Annotated in this window: 14 protein-coding genes; 8 read left to right on the top strand and 6 right to left on the bottom strand. The window is 52.3% G+C overall.

The annotated features are described in order from the left end of the window. Positions 1-113: 113 nt before the first annotated feature. Positions 114-1,151, top strand: a complete 1,038-nt coding sequence (locus K2G41_RS04580) for an asparaginase (RefSeq protein WP_300115115.1) — start codon at positions 114-116, stop codon at positions 1,149-1,151. A 125-nt stretch (positions 1,152-1,276) separates the two neighbouring features. On the opposite strand, the gene radC is transcribed toward K2G41_RS04580, so the two are convergent. Genes radC through K2G41_RS04555 form a run of 5 tightly spaced genes read right to left on the bottom strand, consistent with a single transcriptional unit; the run spans position 1,277 to position 8,192 of the window. Beyond that, positions 1,277-1,987, bottom strand: coding sequence for a DNA repair protein RadC (radC, locus tag K2G41_RS04575; protein WP_300115112.1), 711 nt, complete (start codon positions 1,985-1,987; stop codon positions 1,277-1,279). Positions 1,988-1,996: 9 nt separating this feature from the next. Further along, positions 1,997-3,013, bottom strand: a complete 1,017-nt coding sequence (locus K2G41_RS04570) for a glycosyltransferase (protein WP_300115109.1) — start codon at positions 3,011-3,013, stop codon at positions 1,997-1,999. Positions 3,014-3,031: 18 nt separating this feature from the next. Next, positions 3,032-4,165: a carboxynorspermidine decarboxylase gene (nspC, locus tag K2G41_RS04565; RefSeq protein ID WP_300115142.1), complete on the bottom strand. Its 1,134-nt coding sequence runs from the start codon at positions 4,163-4,165 to the stop codon at positions 3,032-3,034. Between the two features lie 21 nt (positions 4,166-4,186). After that, the gene (locus tag K2G41_RS04560; protein ID WP_300115106.1) at positions 4,187-6,553 is read right to left on the bottom strand and encodes a UvrD-helicase domain-containing protein; all 2,367 of its coding nucleotides are present in this window, start codon (positions 6,551-6,553) and stop codon (positions 4,187-4,189) included. Positions 6,554-6,569: 16 nt separating this feature from the next. After that, the gene (locus K2G41_RS04555) at positions 6,570-8,192 is read right to left on the bottom strand and encodes a C69 family dipeptidase (protein ID WP_300115103.1); all 1,623 of its coding nucleotides are present in this window, start codon (positions 8,190-8,192) and stop codon (positions 6,570-6,572) included. 775 nt (positions 8,193-8,967) lie between these two features. Between K2G41_RS04555 and K2G41_RS04550 the strand changes: the two genes are divergently transcribed. The 7 genes from K2G41_RS04550 to K2G41_RS04520 all read left to right on the top strand — a co-directional run bounded on the left by K2G41_RS04550 (position 8,968) and on the right by K2G41_RS04520 (position 19,194). Further along, on the top strand, positions 8,968-10,329 hold the full coding sequence (locus tag K2G41_RS04550; protein WP_300115100.1) for a hypothetical protein: 1,362 nt from the start codon (positions 8,968-8,970) through the stop codon (positions 10,327-10,329). A gap of 34 nt (positions 10,330-10,363) precedes the next feature. Further along, entirely contained in the window at positions 10,364-12,151 is a 1,788-nt protein-coding gene (locus K2G41_RS04545) for an SPOR domain-containing protein (RefSeq protein ID WP_300115097.1), read from the top strand. An 8-nt stretch (positions 12,152-12,159) separates the two neighbouring features. After that, positions 12,160-13,152, top strand: a complete 993-nt coding sequence (locus K2G41_RS04540) for a hypothetical protein (protein WP_300115093.1) — start codon at positions 12,160-12,162, stop codon at positions 13,150-13,152. Continuing rightward, a complete protein-coding gene (locus K2G41_RS04535; RefSeq protein ID WP_300115090.1) occupies positions 13,149-14,471 on the top strand; it encodes a glycosyltransferase in 1,323 nt (440 codons plus the stop codon). The genes K2G41_RS04540 and K2G41_RS04535 overlap by 4 nt, the downstream gene beginning before the upstream one ends. Positions 14,472-14,532: 61 nt before the next feature. Next, positions 14,533-15,810 (top strand): nucleotide sugar dehydrogenase, encoded by a 1,278-nt coding sequence (locus K2G41_RS04530; protein WP_300115087.1) that lies wholly within the window; start codon positions 14,533-14,535, stop codon positions 15,808-15,810. A gap of 73 nt (positions 15,811-15,883) precedes the next feature. After that, positions 15,884-18,175: a hypothetical protein gene (locus K2G41_RS04525; protein ID WP_300115083.1), complete on the top strand. Its 2,292-nt coding sequence runs from the start codon at positions 15,884-15,886 to the stop codon at positions 18,173-18,175. A gap of 146 nt (positions 18,176-18,321) precedes the next feature. After that, entirely contained in the window at positions 18,322-19,194 is an 873-nt protein-coding gene (locus K2G41_RS04520) for a neutral zinc metallopeptidase (protein ID WP_300115080.1), read from the top strand. Positions 19,195-19,236: 42 nt separating this feature from the next. On the opposite strand, the gene K2G41_RS04515 is transcribed toward K2G41_RS04520, so the two are convergent. After that, on the bottom strand, positions 19,237-19,475 hold a 239-nt coding region (locus K2G41_RS04515; RefSeq protein WP_300115077.1), incomplete at its 5' end, for a hypothetical protein.

The raw sequence follows: 19,475 nt of genomic DNA, 5'->3' as shown, positions 1-19,475 counted from the left end.
TGATCACAGCAGGGACTCTCTTGAAAATAACCATGTTTTTCGGACAGTCCCTGCTTTCTTCAATTAAACTGATTTCTCATCCGTTGACCTTTCTATATCCAGCACACTTTTCCATGAACCAGACACATAAACCTCGCCTCCTCATCATCTACACGGGGGGTACAATCGGGATGATTGAGAATCCGGAAACTCATGCCCTCCAACCGTTCGACTTCAGTCATCTGATTGACAACGTTCCAAAAATCAAAAAGCTTGACTACGAAATAGACAATATACAGTTCACTCCTATCGACTCCAGCGACATGGATCCGGTAGGATGGGCCGACATAGCCAAGGCCATATCCGAGAACTATGATCTATATGACGGTTTCGTTGTTCTTCATGGGACAGACACGATGGCCTATACAGCCTCCGCCCTATCCTTCATGCTCGGAAATCTCCACAAACCGGTAATCATCACCGGTTCGCAGCTGCCCATTGGAGAAGTCCGCACGGATGGTGAAGAAAACCTCATAACAGCTCTTCAGATCGCAGCCGCCACCACCTTCGACGGTTCTCCGATGGTGCAGGAAGTAGCCATACTGTTCGAGAACTATCTCTGGCGCGGCAACCGCTCCACAAAGATGAGTGCCGACAACTTCAACGCCTTCAAAAGCAACAATTATCCACAACTCGCTAAAATCGGTCTTGGAATACATTTTGCTGAAGAGGTCCTGTGGCGCCCCAAAGAGCGCAAGCCTCTCCAGCTCAACACCAATATGGATCGCGGGGTCATGTTTGTCGATCTGCATCCCGGCATGACACAGCAGATCCTGCACCACCTCCTCAACACACCCGGTATAAAAGGAATCGTACTGCGCACTTACGGAGCCGGCAACGCACCCACCTCCCGGTGGTTCATCGAGGAAATAGCTCAGGCCGTACAGCGGGGTATCATCATTGTAAATGTCACTCAATGCGTCAACGGAGGTGTCCACCACCGCCGCTATGTCGCCGGTGACAAACTTGCGAATGCCGGTGTCATCTCCGGTCACGATATGACCTCCGAAGCGGCAATCACCAAGCTCATGTATCTTTTCGGCCTCGGCCTTACCCCATCTGCCGTCGCCACACGCCTTAACACCGACATCTGTGGCGAAGTCACTTTATAGTCTTCCTATTCATTAGCGTATATCAAATTTAACTTCCGGTTGCCGGGCACGCTGCCCACAACCGGAAGTTAATTTATTTTACTCATGCGCTCTTCAACCTATCATTACCATAATGATAGTGAAAGCTACAATTTCCCTTCATCCATATAGGAATAGTATTTTCTGTGGGCAATGATCACATGGTCAAGCACACGTATATCGAGATACGCCGCCCCTTCCTTGATTTTGCGTGTCAGCCTGTCATCCTCCACACTCGGATTCGGATTCCCCGACGGATGATTGTGCACAAGTATTATCCCGGATGCAAGGCAATCCACCGCTCGTTTCAGCAGCAGTTTCACATCCACTACCGTGCCAGCCGTTCCTCCTTGCGAGATACAACGGCGATACTTCACCTTATTGTTTCTCGAAAGCATCAACACCCAGAATTCCTCATAATCCAGACTCTCCATCAGCGGAGACATCATCGTGGCCACATCCTCACTCGACCGTATGGTCACATCACGGTTCTCAGCAAGTTGCTCGCGGTTACGCCGTCCGAGTTCAAAGGCAGCTGCAAGACACACGGCTTTCGCCGGCCCGACGCCCTTATACTTAGCCATCAGTTCATCCATCGTCAGGCGGGCAAGATTATCTACACGGTTATCACAGTCGCGGAGAATAGCACGGGCGAGATCCACCACCGACATTCCGGGCAGTCCGCCGCCGAATATCAACCCGACAAGCTCTGCATCGCTCAGCGCGCGTATGCCCTGACTTAACGCCTTCTCGCGCGGCTTCTCGTCATCTCCGAGATCGTGGATGCGTCGCGCGGTGAATGGTGTGAGTGTATCCATAATCTCCTCCTACTTTCCTTTACGCATCATTATTTCCTCCTCGACATCGCGTCCCTTACCGAGCAGGATCTTTATGACGTAAGCCTTAATGAAACCGCATCCGTAACCGCAGATCTGAATGACACTTGCCGGGACGGCCTTTGCCGCGATGACGATAGAGCGTGTTGAAATAAGCGCGGCAATAAATATCGCAGCGAGATATATGGCCAGCGGAAGCAGAAACCAAGGCGACACGGTAATGGCCAGTACTACCAAAGCGAGCCCGATAAGGACAGCGATGGCCGGAAGAGCATGCACGGCTTTCAGCGAACCGGGATAAAGCAGCTTCAGAGTGATGCGCGACATGCCGAACACATACACCTGTCTGAGGAACTTTTTGAGATCAATCCTACGCTTGTGATAGACGTAGGCCGGGCGGACCAACGCGATGCTGAAACCAGCCTCGCGTATGCGTGTTGACATGTCGATATCCTCCGAAAACATCTCGCGGAAACCACCGACCTTTTCATAGACCTTACGGGCAAAGCCCATATTGAACGTGCGTGGCACAAATTTCTCCAGACTCACCTTTCCGCCGCGTATGCCCCCGGTGGTAAGAAACGATGTCATTGCAAAATTGATGGCCTTCTGCGTCGAGCTGAACGACTCATGAGCCGAATCCGGCCCACCGAAGCAATCGGTCGGATGAGCGTCAAGCTCCTGCGTCAGCGTTGCAAAATAATCCGGCGGAATCACACAGTCACTGTCAAAGAAAATAAAATAGTCGCCCCGCGCTCGCTCAAGCCCGTAGTTGCGGGCAATCGACCGCCCCTCGTTTTCCTTATAATAATAGCTGACATCGACATCCCTCACTTCTCTGACAGCTTCCTCACACGGTGCTGTAGAGCCATCCTCCACGATCACGACTTCAAAATTTTTGAGGGTCTGTGCCGAAAGGCTTCCGAGAAGATCACGCACCTCGTCTATGCGGTTATAGACAGGCACTATTACTGAAAAACGCGGCTTTTCCGCAGGTCTGTTTTCCATGATGCTTTATTTTGAGATTTAGGACATGCGGTGCTTATAATCCTCGTAGTCGAAACGACGGAGGTATGTGCACTTGCCATTCGTGTCACACAGGACCATCGCCGGATGCTGTATGCCGTTGAACATCGTAGTCTTTACCGTCGTGTAGTGGTTCATATCCTCAAGCGTAAGGCGGTCACCGGCTTTCAACGGCTCTTTAAACCACCAGTCACCCACATAGTCACCGCTCAGACACGAATTTCCGCCGAGACGGTAGCGCGGCAACCCCTCCGCTTCATCCACGCTCTCACTTATGGCAGGCTTGTAAGGCATCTCCAGACAGTCCGGCATGTGGCAGGCGAAGCTGGCGTCGATGATGGCGGTCTTTATCCCCTGATTATCCACGACGTCGAGCACTTCGGTTATGAGATCACCCGTGCGCCACATCCACGCGCTACCCGGCTCCATGACGACTTTGAGCCAAGGATAGCGGCTGCGGAAATCACGAAGGAGACCGATAAGATGATCCACGTCATAACCTTCGCGTGTCATCAGATGACCGCCGCCGAAATTCACCCATTTCAGCTGCTTGAAATATCGTCCGAACTGGCCTTCAAACGCTGCGAGCACCTTTTCAAGATCATAGCTTGAACTTTCGCACAACGCATGGAAGTGCAGCCCTTCGATCCCCTCCGGAAGCTCCCCGCCAAGTTGCTCGGCCGTCACCCCGAAACGTGATCCCGGAAGTGCCGGATTGTATATCTCCGTGTCGATGACCGAACACTGCGGATTGACCCTCAGCCCCGGCGACACCCCTGCTTCAAGAGTCCGCGCACCGTAACGCTCCCACTGATTGAGAGAGTTGAATGTGAGATGCGATGCTCGCAACAGAAATTCACCGATCGTCGCTTCCGTATAGACCGGACAATAGACATGAGCCTCACCACCCAGCTCTTCGTTACCGAGCCGGAGTTCATTCAGCGAACTCGCCGTAAAATCGCGGTTATACTCCCGCACTATCGGGAAACTGCGCCAAAGGGCATTAGCCTTAAAAGCCATGATGATATTGACTCCGGCCTCGCGCTCCACACGGCTGATCAGTTCAAGATTGCGACGCATCCTGTTCTCATATACGATATAATATGGTGTCGGCAGCTGATTCTGTGTCATGATTTAGCTGTAAATATGTTTTTTCTACTTTTTATCTTCAATAATAGCGAATTTCGCAAATTTGAGCATTAACGTGCGCGAATCCGTAGTGTCAAAATCAACGGTCATGCGCGCATCCGGCCCCGAACTGTCGATATTGGTGATCGTACCCGCACCGAACTTGGCATGTTCGATCCTCATGCCGGGAGTCAGCTCATCGCGCGAATGCACGGCGAAACCACCCTGTGCAGGAACAGCTGACGCCTTTTGCGGTGTACGGGCCGACGGAACGGCGATATCCTGGGGACGGCGCAACGCCGACGTCGGTCGCTGCCCCACTTCCTGACGGAGCGCATTGAGACTCCTCGCGCTTCCGGCCATCGATGCGGCATAGTTGACGGTAGGCCGGACCTTCGGGGCGAAATTACCGAGCACATCATTTGTAGCGAGACGCAGATAGGCCGGATCAATGTCACCAAGGAAACGCGACGGACGGCAGGTGGCCGTCTGACCGTTACGGAAACGCGAACCGGCATAACTGAGCATACAGAATTTTCTCGCACGGGTAATTGCCACATACATCAGTCTGCGCTCCTCCTCAATCTGAGCCGGAGAATCCTGTGCCATAGCGGACGGAAACAACTCCTCCTCCACCCCGACGACAAACACATTGTTAAATTCAAGGCCCTTCGCCGCATGGACTGTCATGAGCGTCACACGCTCTTCCACTCCGTCGGAGTCCGAATCCTGATCGGTAGCTAGTGAGACCTCAGCCATGAAATCGGCAAGCCCGCATGCAGGATTGCCCTCCTCAACGCGCGTATTGACGAAATCCTTGACACCGTTGAGCAACTCCTGAAGATTCTCCTGCTTAGAGATACTTTCGGGAGTATTGTCATGGAGAAGCATGGTGAACAACCCCGTACGCTCGATTACCCGCGTAGCCACTTCCATAGCGTCAGCCCCCTTGCGGTTCAGCTCCGTAAATTCAGTTATTAGCCCGGCAAAGGCATCGAGCTTACGCATAGTACCCGCATTCAACCCTGCCGGATGCTTGTCCGGCTCCTGAATCACGGTCCAGATGCTGACATTGTCCTCGATCGCACGCCCGATGAGCTTGCCGAGTGTAGTGTCACCGATACCACGCGCCGGGAAGTTGATGATTCGCTTCAGAGCCTCGTCATCATCCGGATTTATAGCCATACGGAAGTAGGCTATCGCATCCTTCACTTCCTTACGCTGATAGAACGACAGACCGCCGTAGATCCTGTAAGGCACATTTCTTTTTCTCAAAGCCTCCTCAAGCACTCGGCTCTGCGCGTTCGTTCGGTAGAGTATGGCAAATTCATCCGCGCTGTCGCCCGAACGCATCTTGAGCTGCGAGATCCGTGCAGCTACCTGATATGCCTCCTCGAAATCGCTGTAACACTTCACCACCTCGATCGGCGCACCCTTTTCGTTCTCCGAATAGACCTGCTTGGGGATCTGGTCACGGTTCTTATCGATGAGTGATCCGGCGGCATTTATGATGTTGCGTGTCGAGCGGTAATTACGTTCGAGCTTGAAGGTCGATAGCTCCGGATAGGTGGCGCGCAGATCAAGAATATTACGGATATTGGCCCCTCGGAACGAATAGATGCTCTGCGCATCGTCACCGACCACACAGAGCTTACCGCTCTCGCGTGTCAGCTGCGTGACGATCACATGCTGCGCGAAATTGGTGTCCTGATACTCATCCACCAGCACATAGCGGAAAAATTCGCGGTAGTGGCGGAGCACATCGGGATTGTCGCGCAGAAGCACGTTCGTATAGTAGAGCAGGTCATCGAAATCCATCGCGCTCGAAGCGATGCAGCGGTCGCAATATGCCTTGTAGATCGCATGGAGCTCCGGACGCTTGGCCCTTCGGTCGGCCTCGATCACATCGCGGCTCATCGCGTAATCCTCCGGCGACACGAGCGCGTTCTTCGCACCGGATATGGCCGATAGCACAGCGGAGGGCTTATACACCTTGTCGTCAAGCTGCATATCCTTTATGATCGTCTTGACAAGCGACTTGCTGTCGGCCGCATCATAGATCGTAAAATTGCTCTTGAAGCCGAGACGGTCGGCATTGGAACGGAGGATACGGGCGAAAATCGAGTGGAAGGTTCCCATCCACAGTTTCGAGGCCGTCTCATGCCCGACGAGCTCTTCGATTCGCTCGCGCATCTCCCTCGCCGCCTTATTGGTAAAGGTCAAAGCCAAAATGCGCCAAGGCTCATAGCCAAGGCGCAGAAGATGTACTATTTTATATGTGAGCACGCGGGTCTTGCCTGAGCCTGCGCCGGCTATCACCAGCTGAGGTCCGTCGCAAAACTCCACGGCCGCACGTTGCTGTTCGTTCAGCTTATCGAGATACGATTCTGTCATCAGTCCTTTTTAATCATTACTTAATGCGCAGATGGTCGCCGGTCTGGTCAGCGATCGAGCGGTAATAACGCTCGTCATATCCGCCATAGATCGGAGAGACAGGCATTCCTTCGGGCGTACGCTCGAACTTACCGTCCTTCTCACGCTTGATATTTCCGTCCATGTACTTCACGAGCAGATAATCACCGAGATCCTTGTAGTTCTTCACATAGCGTTTCGAAGCTGTGGCCGAATGTTCGTTGAGACGCTGACGCGCGGTAGCATCGTCGAGTGCAGGGACTTCGGCAAGCATCGTCGTCACCTCGTTTTCAAGCGTGGCTTCCTCACCCTTCTGCACACGGCGGATATCATCGATCATCTTGCTGTACTGATGATAAGCCTGATTGGCCACATAGCTGTTGACCCAGAACGCAGCATCCCACGAGAGGGTCAGAAGGTCACCGTTACCGACGGCAAACTCATGAGGGATCGAGGTGATGCCGCAATACATCGGGACATACACACAAGTATTGGCATCATCAACGCCAAACCAGAGTATGCCGCGCATCAGCTCAGGGAACTCAGAATTCATCTGCGACACGAACGAGAAGCCCGTCTGCTGAGTGGCGATCGCGCGCTCGTTGAGATACTCCTTGTCATCGACCTTGAACGTCATCGGACGCCAGCGGTAAGGCACCGCATACGGACCTGCGCCTATATCCTGCGTCATATCCATCGGCGTACCCTCGAAGTGGTCACGCATCATCCACTTCATGTCGTTGAGGCTCACGAGACTGTCGGGCTTGACCCAGAGGGGGAAAGGCTCACCCTCGGCCTTCATGACCCAAGGCAGATACTCGTCCATTCCGCTCTTAAAACGGTTGAAATAGCTCCACACACGCCCATCGCAACCGCGTGTGGCCGTCTCGTCAAGTTCACCGTAGGCAAGCGAGAAGCTGAAATCCTCATCCTTCCCGTCATAGTAGCCCATCTTGCGCGCGAAATCGATCACGTCCGGCGAATAGATCGTATTCTCCTTATCGTTCATCGGGAATTTGTGGATACGCGGATGATTGGCGTGACCGGCTATACAGTCATCCGGGATACGGCGTGCCACCCATACGGCACCCTTCTCCTTACCACCCTTGCCGATCAGCTCCATTATCCACGCCTCATCCGCATCGGCTATCGAAAACGACTCGCCGCTCGAATGATACCCGTAGTCATTCACCAGATCAGTCATGATCTTGATGGCCTCGCGCGCGGTCTTCGCACGTTCGAGCGTCACGTAGATCAGCGAACCGTAGTCCATGATACCCGTCGTGTCCTCAAGCTCCTGACGGCCACCCCATGTGCTTTCCGAGATCGTCAGACCATGCTCGTTCATGTTACCGATGGTCGTATATGTCTCCGCCACTTCAGGGATTTCACCGAGATACTTACCCGTATCCCACTCCGTGATCTTTCTCATCGAACCGGGGGCATGCTTACCGCCGGGACGGTTGTAAAGCTCTCCGTAAAGCGTATGGCTGTCCGCCGCATACGTCACAAGCACCGAGCCGTCAGCCGTAGCCTTCTTGCCGGCGATCAGACTCGTACATGCCAGAGCCTCCAGCGGCAACACCGCCGCAAGGCCCAGAATTATTGACTTGATATTCATTCTATCTATTGTTTTACTATATTGTACTGTGGGATTCTTCCTAACTGTTTCGCACTGCGATCGGCGATCATAGCGTCACAATGCCCTCAGCCACGCCTCAGATTCACACCATTTACGCGGCTCAGCCGACACGTGCGGTTCAATATGCAAATGTAGCCAAATTTTTCCACATTCCCAAATCCCCGTCACAAGTCATTTATTTTAACTAAAACTATGCTAAACGATTTTAACACTAACGAATTAACGCATCATTTTTTTGTCATTACGGAATTTATTCATACCTTTGTCAAAATGATTTTTAGCCAGCATCACGGATCATCGGCCGGATCGCTCGATCGACTCAAAAATCGCTTTGATTCTGACTGATCTCGCAGTCCACCGATCTTACCGTAACCCTTGGATTGAAACTCATTTTACCTATCTACAAGAAAAATCATCAATATACTTATCACTACAATATATATGGCCATGTATTGTCACAACAATATAAAATTAAACATAACTCTCTCCCAATTTTCTAACACACGGAAAATCACATAATTGCATTTAACCAAGTGCAATTTTGCCAAAGGGGTCACACTTTGATATGCCCCGGTGCAACTACAGGATTTCTGTGTAGAAGTTGACTCCTGCTTTTTCTGACTTGCCCCCGTGGATTTTGTCCACACCTACCCTACTATAGTTCAGATAGTAACACCTACTCATGACCAATCGGCGCAGCGTGCTTTTAATTGGAATTTACACGTGCGCATGTTTATCGACACACGACGACGTAATGAAACTAAAGATGATCATTGCCCTCATTTTATGCGGGCTTTTTGGTCACGATTGCATCAACGCTCAGGATGCCGAAACTCTGTTCGGTCGCTTTGAATCACGTTTTTGCATACTTGACTCAATTATCCACAACCCCGTCACTGGTGGACTTGACGGGAAGGGCAATTCCGAGGTTGCCCGTTTGAAAGCAAACATACAGCCAATCGACACTGCCCGTGTCGATTCGGTGATCAACAACCGTGTTGATGCCCAGATCGCCGCCGCAAGAAGCGTGACCGGACTCTCTGTCAACGGACAGATCTACGGTCGTCTTGACGAAGGTTTCGGTCTGGATGAAGACGATGCGCTCTCGCGTTACAAAGCTAAAGTTCAAGCCGATATACGATGGAACATCTTCGGAAGCGGACTCCTTCACCGCAAGGGAAAGGCAAATGAGATCCGCATCCGTGGCGAAATCAGCAAACTCGACTACCGTCGTGAAGACATCGGTCGCCTCGTCGCCCTGCAGAAAGAGCAGTTCCGCATCCACTACGACAGTCTCCTGTCAGGCGTACTTGCCCATCGCATCTACAATCTTTCACTCCTAGACGAGACCCTATCCTACCTGTTGAAACAAGGAGGCATTTCGAGCGACGATCTTCTTGAGATACTCAACGAGAAATCCGAGGCCGAACGGCTCATGGCCTCAATCGTCAATCCCGCCCCGCCGACCTCCGACCTCTCAGCACCCGGCGCAGCCATAGTGACGGTTGACAGCGCGGCCCTAATGACCTTTATCAGCCGCTACAATGTCGAGACAAGCTCACTGATCCTGCGCCAGCAACTACTTGACCAACAGATAGCCAACACTTCCTATTGGTCCACTCTCAACTTCTCGCCCTTCCTCCGCTATTCCTACTACACGCGTCCCGTCATCGACAACTCCTCAAACATCGATGCAGGTGTCAGCTTCATAATCCCCATCTCCGGCGAGACTGGCAAAAAACGCCGCGCCCTCAAAGCCGAAAAGGAAGTCCTGTCGCTTGAAAAGGACCGTCTGACGGCCGTGATAGCCGACAATATCCACCTCATCCTCCTCGACATCGAGCGCATGAACCGCTCCATCATCGGCGAGGTGGCCCGGCTGACTGAACTAAAGACCTATCTCAACCTCCGCAAGGATGCCTACGTCAACCGCATCGGCGAGTACAACTACCTCGCCCGTATGAGGGAATACAACGCCTACATCCTCTGCTGCGAGCGTCTTCTCTCCTTCAGCTATCAGCGTGACTGCATGCTGGCTTCTCTCCAAATTTACCTCCCCGACATCTCCATCCTGAATTTCTGCAAAGAGACCGAGGCGAGCGTGGCCGCCGTCTAAAGTTTAACCCGACCATCTTAACAGGCATAATCCAATGAGAGACTTCAGTTTTAGCCAGACCGAAACCAATGACCAGCAGGACATTGAGAGAATCCTCCGCGAACGTAAGCGCAAGATATACAAGCAGCAGTTCATCTACTCCGTCATTCTTGCAATCATCATCGCGGCCATCTGTGTGTGGCTTTACCGCAAGAGCGTCTATGTGGAGTTCGACGGCTATGTCTCGGCTGACTACTATACTTTCCGCACCGACGATGATATCTATTTCCTCGACTCGAAATGGCGAGTCGGCGACCTCATCCTCCCCGGCGACACTGTTTTCTCCTACGTTATTGCCAACAACTTCTACAAACACGAGAGCAACGACTACGAACCCACCATCCTCGTCCGCGACCGCGACATGAGAGTCCAGTACGGCCTGACGCGTCAGGATCTCAACGTGCTCCAAGTCCGCATCGCCGAGCTCGAACGCCAGCTCTCCGTCGAGGACCACAACATCAAGTTCGGCCTCAGCAACAACCACAACAAGCTCCGCACCGAACAGGAACTCTCCGAGGCACGCGAACAGTATAAAGCTCTGCGAAAGAAACTCGGCGTCCTCTGGAACGCCATCCTTCAGGGACAGGAATCCGTGCAGCGTCTGACCAACGGCGGTCACGGATACCTCCGCATGTCTGACATGCGCAATCTTTCCCTTCTCGACAGTCTCGGCGTGGTCCGCCACTCCATCGCGGCCGACTCCTCGATCGTCACCGAGAAACTCGTCCCGACCTACTCCCTCGTGCTCCGTGGAGAACCCATCATGACCGCCCAAGGTCTCAACCTTGCCGACAACAACGTCTCAGTCGTGGCCTACGTCAAACCCGACCAGATGAAATACATAAACTACCAGACAAAAGCAACAGTTATCGTAACAGACAAGATATCATATACCGCCAGCGTCCTCATGCTTGGTGCCCGAACCGAGGAAATCCCCGGTGAGCTGCGCAGCACCCTTTCGCGTGACCATACGGCCTCCATCGTCGTCTTCAACATCGACCCCGATCAGGACGTGCCGTTCTGGTCGCTCATCAACGGCCTCCCGGTCATGCTGCGCATCAACAAATTCCTCGAAGGCACAAGCAATGTGGATGACTACATCATCTTCAACACCACCTACGGTATTGACCTGAACTCTATAAAGAGATGGCGCGACAACAAGGTGACCATTCAGGAATGGAACGACGACTATCCGTCCAAAGAAGACAGCCTCTTCAGTGATCCCCACTCTCGCCGTGTCCATTCTCAGAGCAACACAAGTCCCAATCCTCAGCAGAAGGAGTCGTCGCCCTATAAAACAGTACCCCGCCGCTCGACCACGACCCCGGCTGCAAGCACAACCCAGTCACCGGCCGCAGCCAAACCCGCAGCCGCAACTCCGGCCAAGCCCGCAGCCACAGCCGCTAAACCAACGGCTCAGACCCCGGCTAAACCCGCAGCCGCATCATCGGCCAAGCCTGCTACTGCAACTCAGACCAAACCTGCCGCTCCGGCAGCCACAGCCTCGCTATCTACTATACAAAACGCCACGAGAGGCTCTTTCCACATCATTGTCGGAAGCAGTCCGGAGCGCGATTTCGCCGACTCCTTTGTGGCCAAGCTGCGCAAACAGGGCTTCGCCGGCTCTCGCGTGATTGTCGGCGACGGACGCTACCGCATCTCCATCGCGTCGTTCCCCTCTCCCGACGCTGCAAGCGCGGCTGTGGTCACGCTCACCAAGGAAACGGATTATAAATCCGCATGGGTATCACACCAAACCATTACTAATACTAAAAAAGATTGATCACACCTATGGATCCTTACCGCATCGAAACAAACTCCGCCGGCAGGAAAATCCTCGTCATTCAGGACTATCTGAACTCAAGAATAGAAGATGATTTCGACTCGATAGATTTTGACATCATATTCTTTGATGTAGCACATCTCCCCTACAATCTCGTGCGCGATATGGTCGCGCAGACCTCACCGTTCGTCCACAAGAGATTCCTCTACATCCCGCGCTTCATGAGTATGCTCAACTACTCAAGCTTCGAGCGAATCAGCGCGCTTATCGACGGTTTCGCACCCTCGGCCATCGACAACGATGTCACAATCCGTGCCGAAGAGATCATCTTCCAGTGCGAGAAGCTCCACGTCCATGACTTCTATAATCCCGTGCTGGACGAACAGGAACTTTTCCGCCGCATGGCTGTGTTCTCCTTCACGCGCGAACAGCTCACATTCACCAACACCACCATCCCCACCCTGCGCGAAGGTCTTTCAGCCATTTTCGCCGGATATGTGATCGTCCGCCGTCTCGTCGGTAACGACCCCAATCCTGACGACAGCAACATCCGTGAAATAACCGCGAAACTCCTCGAAGCGGGCTATATCGAACCGACCAAATTCGTCGAGCGAATCCACCTCTGCCCCTCATGCTCCCATGACCACCTTATCTTCAGCGAATGCTGCACCAAGTGTAAGAGCTCCAACCTGAAGGAGGAGGACATGATCCATCACTTCCGCTGCGCCAACATCTCCAAGGAGTCCGACTACGTCTATGACGACGAGCTCCGCTGTCCCAAGTGCAAACGCCGTCTCCGCCACATAGGCATCGACTATGACCGTCCCTCCAAGGTCCAGACATGCATCGAATGCGGAGCCGTCCAGCTCCATTCGGAGATGAAAGTGATCTGCGCGAAATGCGGCCAGCAGATCCAGCCGCATCAGCTTACCCCTTACGATATTTACCAATACACCTTTACCCCCCTCGGCATCCGCGAACTCTGCACACACGCTCTATGATCGATTTCATCTGTAAAATCATTGACGATCTTGTCGGCGGTTTCTCCCGCAATGTATCGTTGGACACTCTGTTGACCATTTACTTCTATCTGGTCTTCATTGAGTTCCCGCGCTACTATCTGCTGGAGACCACCCTCGTGTTGTGGCGTAAGCTCAACTACCGGAAATACATCCGGCAGAAGAAGGAGGCGCGTGAGAAGCTCTTCATCGAGAATCCCCTCATCACCATCCTCGCCCCCGGTAAGAACGAAGGCCGTCACATCTTCAATCTTGTCCGCTCACTCCGCGAACAGACCTACCGCAACTACGAGGTGATAATCGTCGATGACGGATCTGATGACGACACTCCCACCATCTGCCGTGATCTGGAGAAAGCAGGCTACATCGATCGCTACATCCGTGCGAACGTGCGTGGCGGAAAGGCAAGCGCAGCCAATTTCGGACTCGAATTTGCCAACGGCAAATATGTCATTCACCTTGACGCCGACTCCTCGCTTGACCGCGACGCCATTGAGAAAATCCTCATCCCCTTCTATTACGATGACAACATCAAGGCCGTCGGCGGAGTGGTCAAGGTGCGCAATCCGCGTGACAGCATCTGCACCTCGATGCAGGCACTTGAGTATCTCAAGACCATTCAGGTCGGACGCTTGGTCACCAATCATCTCGGTATCCTCCACATCATCTCCGGAGCGTTCGGAGCGTTTGACCGTCAGGCACTCCTCCACGTCGGTGGCTGGGACATCGGTCCGGGTCTCGACGGCGACCTCACGCAGAAGTTCCGCAAGGCCAAGTTCCGCGTCTATTTCGCTGAGGATGCCATCTGCATGACCTCCGTACCCGTCAAGTGGTCGGCCCTCTTCCGCCAGAGGCAACGCTGGAGCAAATCGCTCGTCCGTTTCCGCCTCCGCAAACATGCCGACCTCTTCCGTCCCCAACGCCACTTCTCTTTCTCGAACATGATCTCCAATCTTGAGGGCATACTCTATGACTTCGTGTTCAATTATGTGTGGTTCTTCTACATAGTGATCCTCATCATGGAGCACCCCGACCGTATCGCCGAGATTTTTATTATCGGCTATCTTATCCGAATCATATTCAACTTCATCGCTTTCGGAGTCATAATGCTCGTCACCGAGAGGCCGCGTGAAGAAAGATGGCTGATAAAATTTGTTCCTCTTTCCACTTTCTATACAGGTTACTTCCTCCGCTTCGCGCGTCTGGTTGCCCACACCAAGGAAATCTTCTTCTTCTCCTCCTACAAGGATTCATGGAATCCGCGCAAGACTTCCGAGATCGCACAAGCCGAAGGAATCTGAGAAACACCGTTTTTCTATTAATTGATGTTTCACGAAACACTAAAGAAGTAGTAAGGAATTTATGAAGAGAGATTTTAAGATCGCTGTCATCGGCCTCGGTTATGTAGGCTTTCCGTTAGCATGTCTGTTCGCAGGGAAGTACCCGGTAGTCGGGTTCGACCTCAATGCCGAGCGCGTCCGTCAGCTTACTGAGGGTATTGACAGGAACAATGAAGTCTCGCACGAGACCCACGCAGCCGCTCTTGCCAACGGCATGCGTCTTACCTCCGACCCTGAGGATATCAGGGACTGCAACGTCTATGTAGTCGCCGTCCCCACCCCTGTCGATCGGCACCATCATCCCGACATGACGCCGCTCGAACGTGCCAGCCGCCTCATTGGCAGCGTCATCTCAGCCGGTGATATCGTCATCTTTGAATCCACCGTCTATCCCGGTGCCACGGAGGAATACTGTGCGCCCATCATTGAAGAGGTCTCCGGCCTCCGTCTCAACGAGGATTTCTTCCTCGGCTACTCGCCGGAGCGCATCAATCCCGGTGACAGGCTCCACTCTGTCGAGACCATCGTCAAGATCACTTCCGGATCAACCCCGGAGATCGCCGAGGTCATAGACGGTCTCTACGGATCGGTCCTCCGCAACGGCACTTTCAAAGCCTCGTCAATCAAGGTCGCAGAGGCGGCCAAGATCATGGAGAATACCCAGCGCGACATCAACATCGCGTTCATGAACGAAATGGCCATGATATTCGACGAGATCGACATTGACATCTTTGACGTGATCGATGCAGCTTCAACCAAATGGAACTTCCTCCCCTTCAAGCCCGGTCTCGTGGGAGGCCACTGCATCAGCGTCGATCCCTACTATCTCATCGAGCAGTCAAAGGACAAGGGAATCTATCCGCGACTCACCACCGAGGCGCGACGCATCAACAACTCGATGGCAAAATATGTGGTCACGAAGCTCATCAGGCAGATGACCTTGGCCAGCATACCGGTTGTCGATTCCCGCATCCTCATCCTTGGTTTCACATTCAAGGAAAACTGCCCCGATGTGCGCAACACTAAGATCGCCGACGTGTATGACACCCTCCGCAAATACACCTCGCGCATACAGATCTTCGATCCTTGGGCCGATCCGGAGGAAGTGAAGAGGCATTACGGCATCGACATCATCTCCGATCCCGCTCTCCTCCACCGGGGCGAATACGACGCCGTCATCTACGGCGTGAAGCACTCCGAATTTGATTCCTTAGGTCTCGAATCGCTGTGTCGTCCCGGAGGAATATTCCTTGACGTTAAGGGAAACCTTGACCGCAAAATCTCAACTCACCGATTATAAATTATCACAAATGACAAAAACAATTAATTCACAATCAGAAACACAGACTGTAACAATCAAAATACTTATGCACATGAAAGCATTTTTTTCCAATCAAGGTCGTTTTTTCAACACGACACTCAAAACACTTCCTGCAGCACTGCTGATGGCCGGTATGGTTTCATGCTCGGATGATTCTGCTCCCTCTGATCCCAACAAGGGTGACGACGCTCAGAAGACCGAACTTGAGAAATCGGCCCTCAAAGTCTTCACTAACCCTGCCGACATGCCTTCAAGAGTCATCAACTTCTCTTTCGGCAACTCCGGCAGCCGTGCAATCAATCCCGACATCGACCTCGATGCTTTCCTCGAGGAAGTTCAGAAGATCGATTTCTCTACCATCACCGAGTTTACTGATCCTAACATCTTCTATAATAATCCTAACCAACTCGATACTAAACAACTCGTTGTTTCAGGTGAATTAAAAGGACAATTGCAGAACTTCGGTTCTACTGTGTATGTTAAGGGCAAATGGACCATCACCGGCTTCAATGCCAATACATGGCAAGGTCTTAAGGCTACTATTGTCGTGCTTCCCGGTGCTGAACTCGAATTTGATATGAACAAGTTTCAGGGTGACAACTGCCTCACTATCTACAACTTCGGTAAGCTGACCTCAACAGTAGCTGACGATCAGGAGTTTAACCTCGAAGGTGTAACTCTGTATTCAAAGGCCAATATCGATCAGATCAAGCGTCTCGGTTTCCAGAGCGAGGTTTATGTAGATGGTGCTGTAGTTGTTGACTACATCCACATTTCAGGTACCTCTGAAGTCTATATCAACTGTAAGCTTGAAGCATCTGAGAAGGTTCGCTTTGACAATGACCAGATTTTCCACGTAGGCTACATCAAGTCGCCCGAAATTGAACTCATGGCTAACGCTAAAGTTGCACTTAATGACGGTGCTTACATCGAAACTGACCTTCTCAAGATCGATAATGTTCAGAGCTGTCAGATCTATGCGCTCGATGATGACGTAGCTCTCATAAAGGCAACTTCAATCCAAGTTAACAATGTAGGTCCAGAGAACCTCAAGGGAACTTTCAGTAACCTCAACCTTCTTTGCGAAAATTGGATTTACGGTGAGAATGTAGAGCCCACCAAGGACGCTCTCGGTCTCAACGCCAGCGTAAATTACAATGAAGAAAATGGTAGCGTTAAGCTTGAAGCAGACAACGATCCTAACTCTTGCGCTCCCATTTTCGTGACAATACCTACTGATCCCACTGACCCCACTGATCCCACCATTCCTACTGATCCCACCGATAAGCCCAAACTTGAGACTATCTCATTCATAACCAACGAACACAGCCATCCCATCTCGGCCACTTGCATCCAGTTTGACGGAAACAAGGCTTATGTGTCATGGCATGAGCGTGGTCAGGGCATCCAAGGCTGTATCGAGGTTGTTGAGAGAACTGCTGAAGGCATTAAGCTCCTTGCCTACGCTCAGGACCCCAACACTGACTACAACCACATCATTGTCGATGGTAACCGTCTCCTCGCTGTCGGTCACAATGCAAACCACGCTATCGTAGGTGAAATCGCTCTCAGCGGTGGTACATTTGCCAACAATGCTGAAATCGCCTTCACTCACCTCAAGGGTAACCGCGTTGCCGGTGCTGACAACCCCGAATTCTATGGTGGCGACGGTAACTGCATCGTTCGCAACGGTCAGTATCTCTCTGTTGCTTCCTACGGCGGCTTCCACACTCTGACAAGCGATCTCAAGCGTCTCAACGACGACCGCGACGGAGCTGTTGCCACTGCCGGTTCAGGCAAGCACCTTTCACTCTGTGGCGATAAGATCCTTACCCTCAACCTCTCTGAGAAAAACAGCGTGGCTTCTATGGCAGAACTCCGTCTCTACGATGCCAATGACTACACTTGGAGCAATCCTACTGTAGTTGCTACCGATCTCAAGATCTCTCCCGTTGACGGCAAGAACACTATCGCTCTTGACAAAGACGGTTCAATCTATGTCGCTCTCGGCCAGAATGGTCTGAAGAAGTACAACCAGAGCGGTGCGACTGTAGCTGAATATCACGCAGGTGAATTCGGTGTCAACCCCGCCAACGGTCTTGCTGTTGACGACAAGTATCTCTATGTCGCATTCGGTTCAGGTCTCTACATCTTCGACAAGAACGACATCACTAAGCCCGTGCTCACTTATACCAACGGTAAACCCGGTGCAACCAACTATCCCGGCAATACCGCCGAAGACGGTATTAATGCTTCTTGCAATTATGTTGCAGTTGACGGCGACATCATCTACCTCGCCTACGGTAGAAACGGTGTTGACGTACTCCGCATGATCAATCGTTAAAAAACTGACTGTTACAGTCTTGACAGGCAGGCACGTCAATCGTGACGTGTCTGCTTTTTTATTTATCAATTCCATAAACTTTTACCCCCTCCAAATTTTTAAATTATAAGGAGAATCTATCAAAATTTAAACTTCAAACTCAACGTATGCGACTCAACGGACGACGCGAAAGCTCAAACATCAGTGACCGCCGCGGAAGCGGACGCGGTCCCGGACTCAAAATAGGCGGTGGAATCACTGCAGTGATCATCGCGGCCATAATCGCGTGGATTTCCGGCGGCAATCCACTCGACGTGCTCACATCCAATGTCGGAAACATCGTCGGTGGTACGCAGGAAAGCTCCGCCACCTACACCCCCACCGAGGAAGAGGAGGAGCTCGCCCGCTTCTCCCGTCAGATCCTCGCCGGAACGGAGGACGTGTGGACCAAACTTTTCAATGAAATGGGTCTTGAATACGAAGCCCCTACCCTCGTGCTGTTCAACGACGCCGTCCAGAGCGGCTGCGGTAACGCCACCGCCGCTGTCGGCCCGTTTTACTGCTCAGCGGACGAGTGTCTCTACATCGACCTCTCCTTCTTCCGCGATATGCGCAAGACCCTCGGTGCTGACGGCGATTTCGCCTACGCCTACGTCATAGCCCACGAGGTCGGTCACCACGTCCAGCACCTCCTCGGCACTCTCGACGAAGCACACTCGGCCATGAACCGCACAAACTCAACCGAGGCCAACAATATCAGTGTCCGCATCGAGCTGCAGGCCGACTTCCTCGCCGGAGTGTGGGCACATCATGACAACGCCATGTTCAACTCCATCGAACCCGGCGACATAGAGGAGGCTCTGGACGCTTCAATGAAGATCGGCGATGACTATCTGCAGAAAAAGGCTCAGGGCTACGCCGTCCCGGACTCCTTCACCCATGGCACATCAGCCCAACGCTCGCGCTGGCTGCGGCGCGGCCTCTCCACCGGCGATATCCGCCAAGGCGACACCTTCTCAATCCCCTACTCCTCCCTATAACCCCTCCCGAAATTTATCCCGCAATTTCCAAGAAACAGCAAATTATCGCGATGCACGTGTAAACGGCAAATCCCACCGGACGCGGCAAATACATCCCGGATTGAAAAATTCCCCGGATAAAAAAACAATACATCCGCATAAAAATGACTGATGGGTCATAATGCGGATGTATTTAATTCGTTTTTCATTCGGCATACGCGGCACGCCGCACAGCTGTCCGGGGAAAATTTTAACAATTGCTCCTAATACGTAAATTTTCAATGTGTTAGGAGCAATATTTG

It is taken from the genome of Duncaniella sp. (assembly GCF_029056165.1).
GTDB lineage: Bacteria > Bacteroidota > Bacteroidia > Bacteroidales > Muribaculaceae > Duncaniella.
Note: the sequence above shows the minus strand (reverse complement) of the source record. Positions and strands in the feature narration are given on the sequence as shown.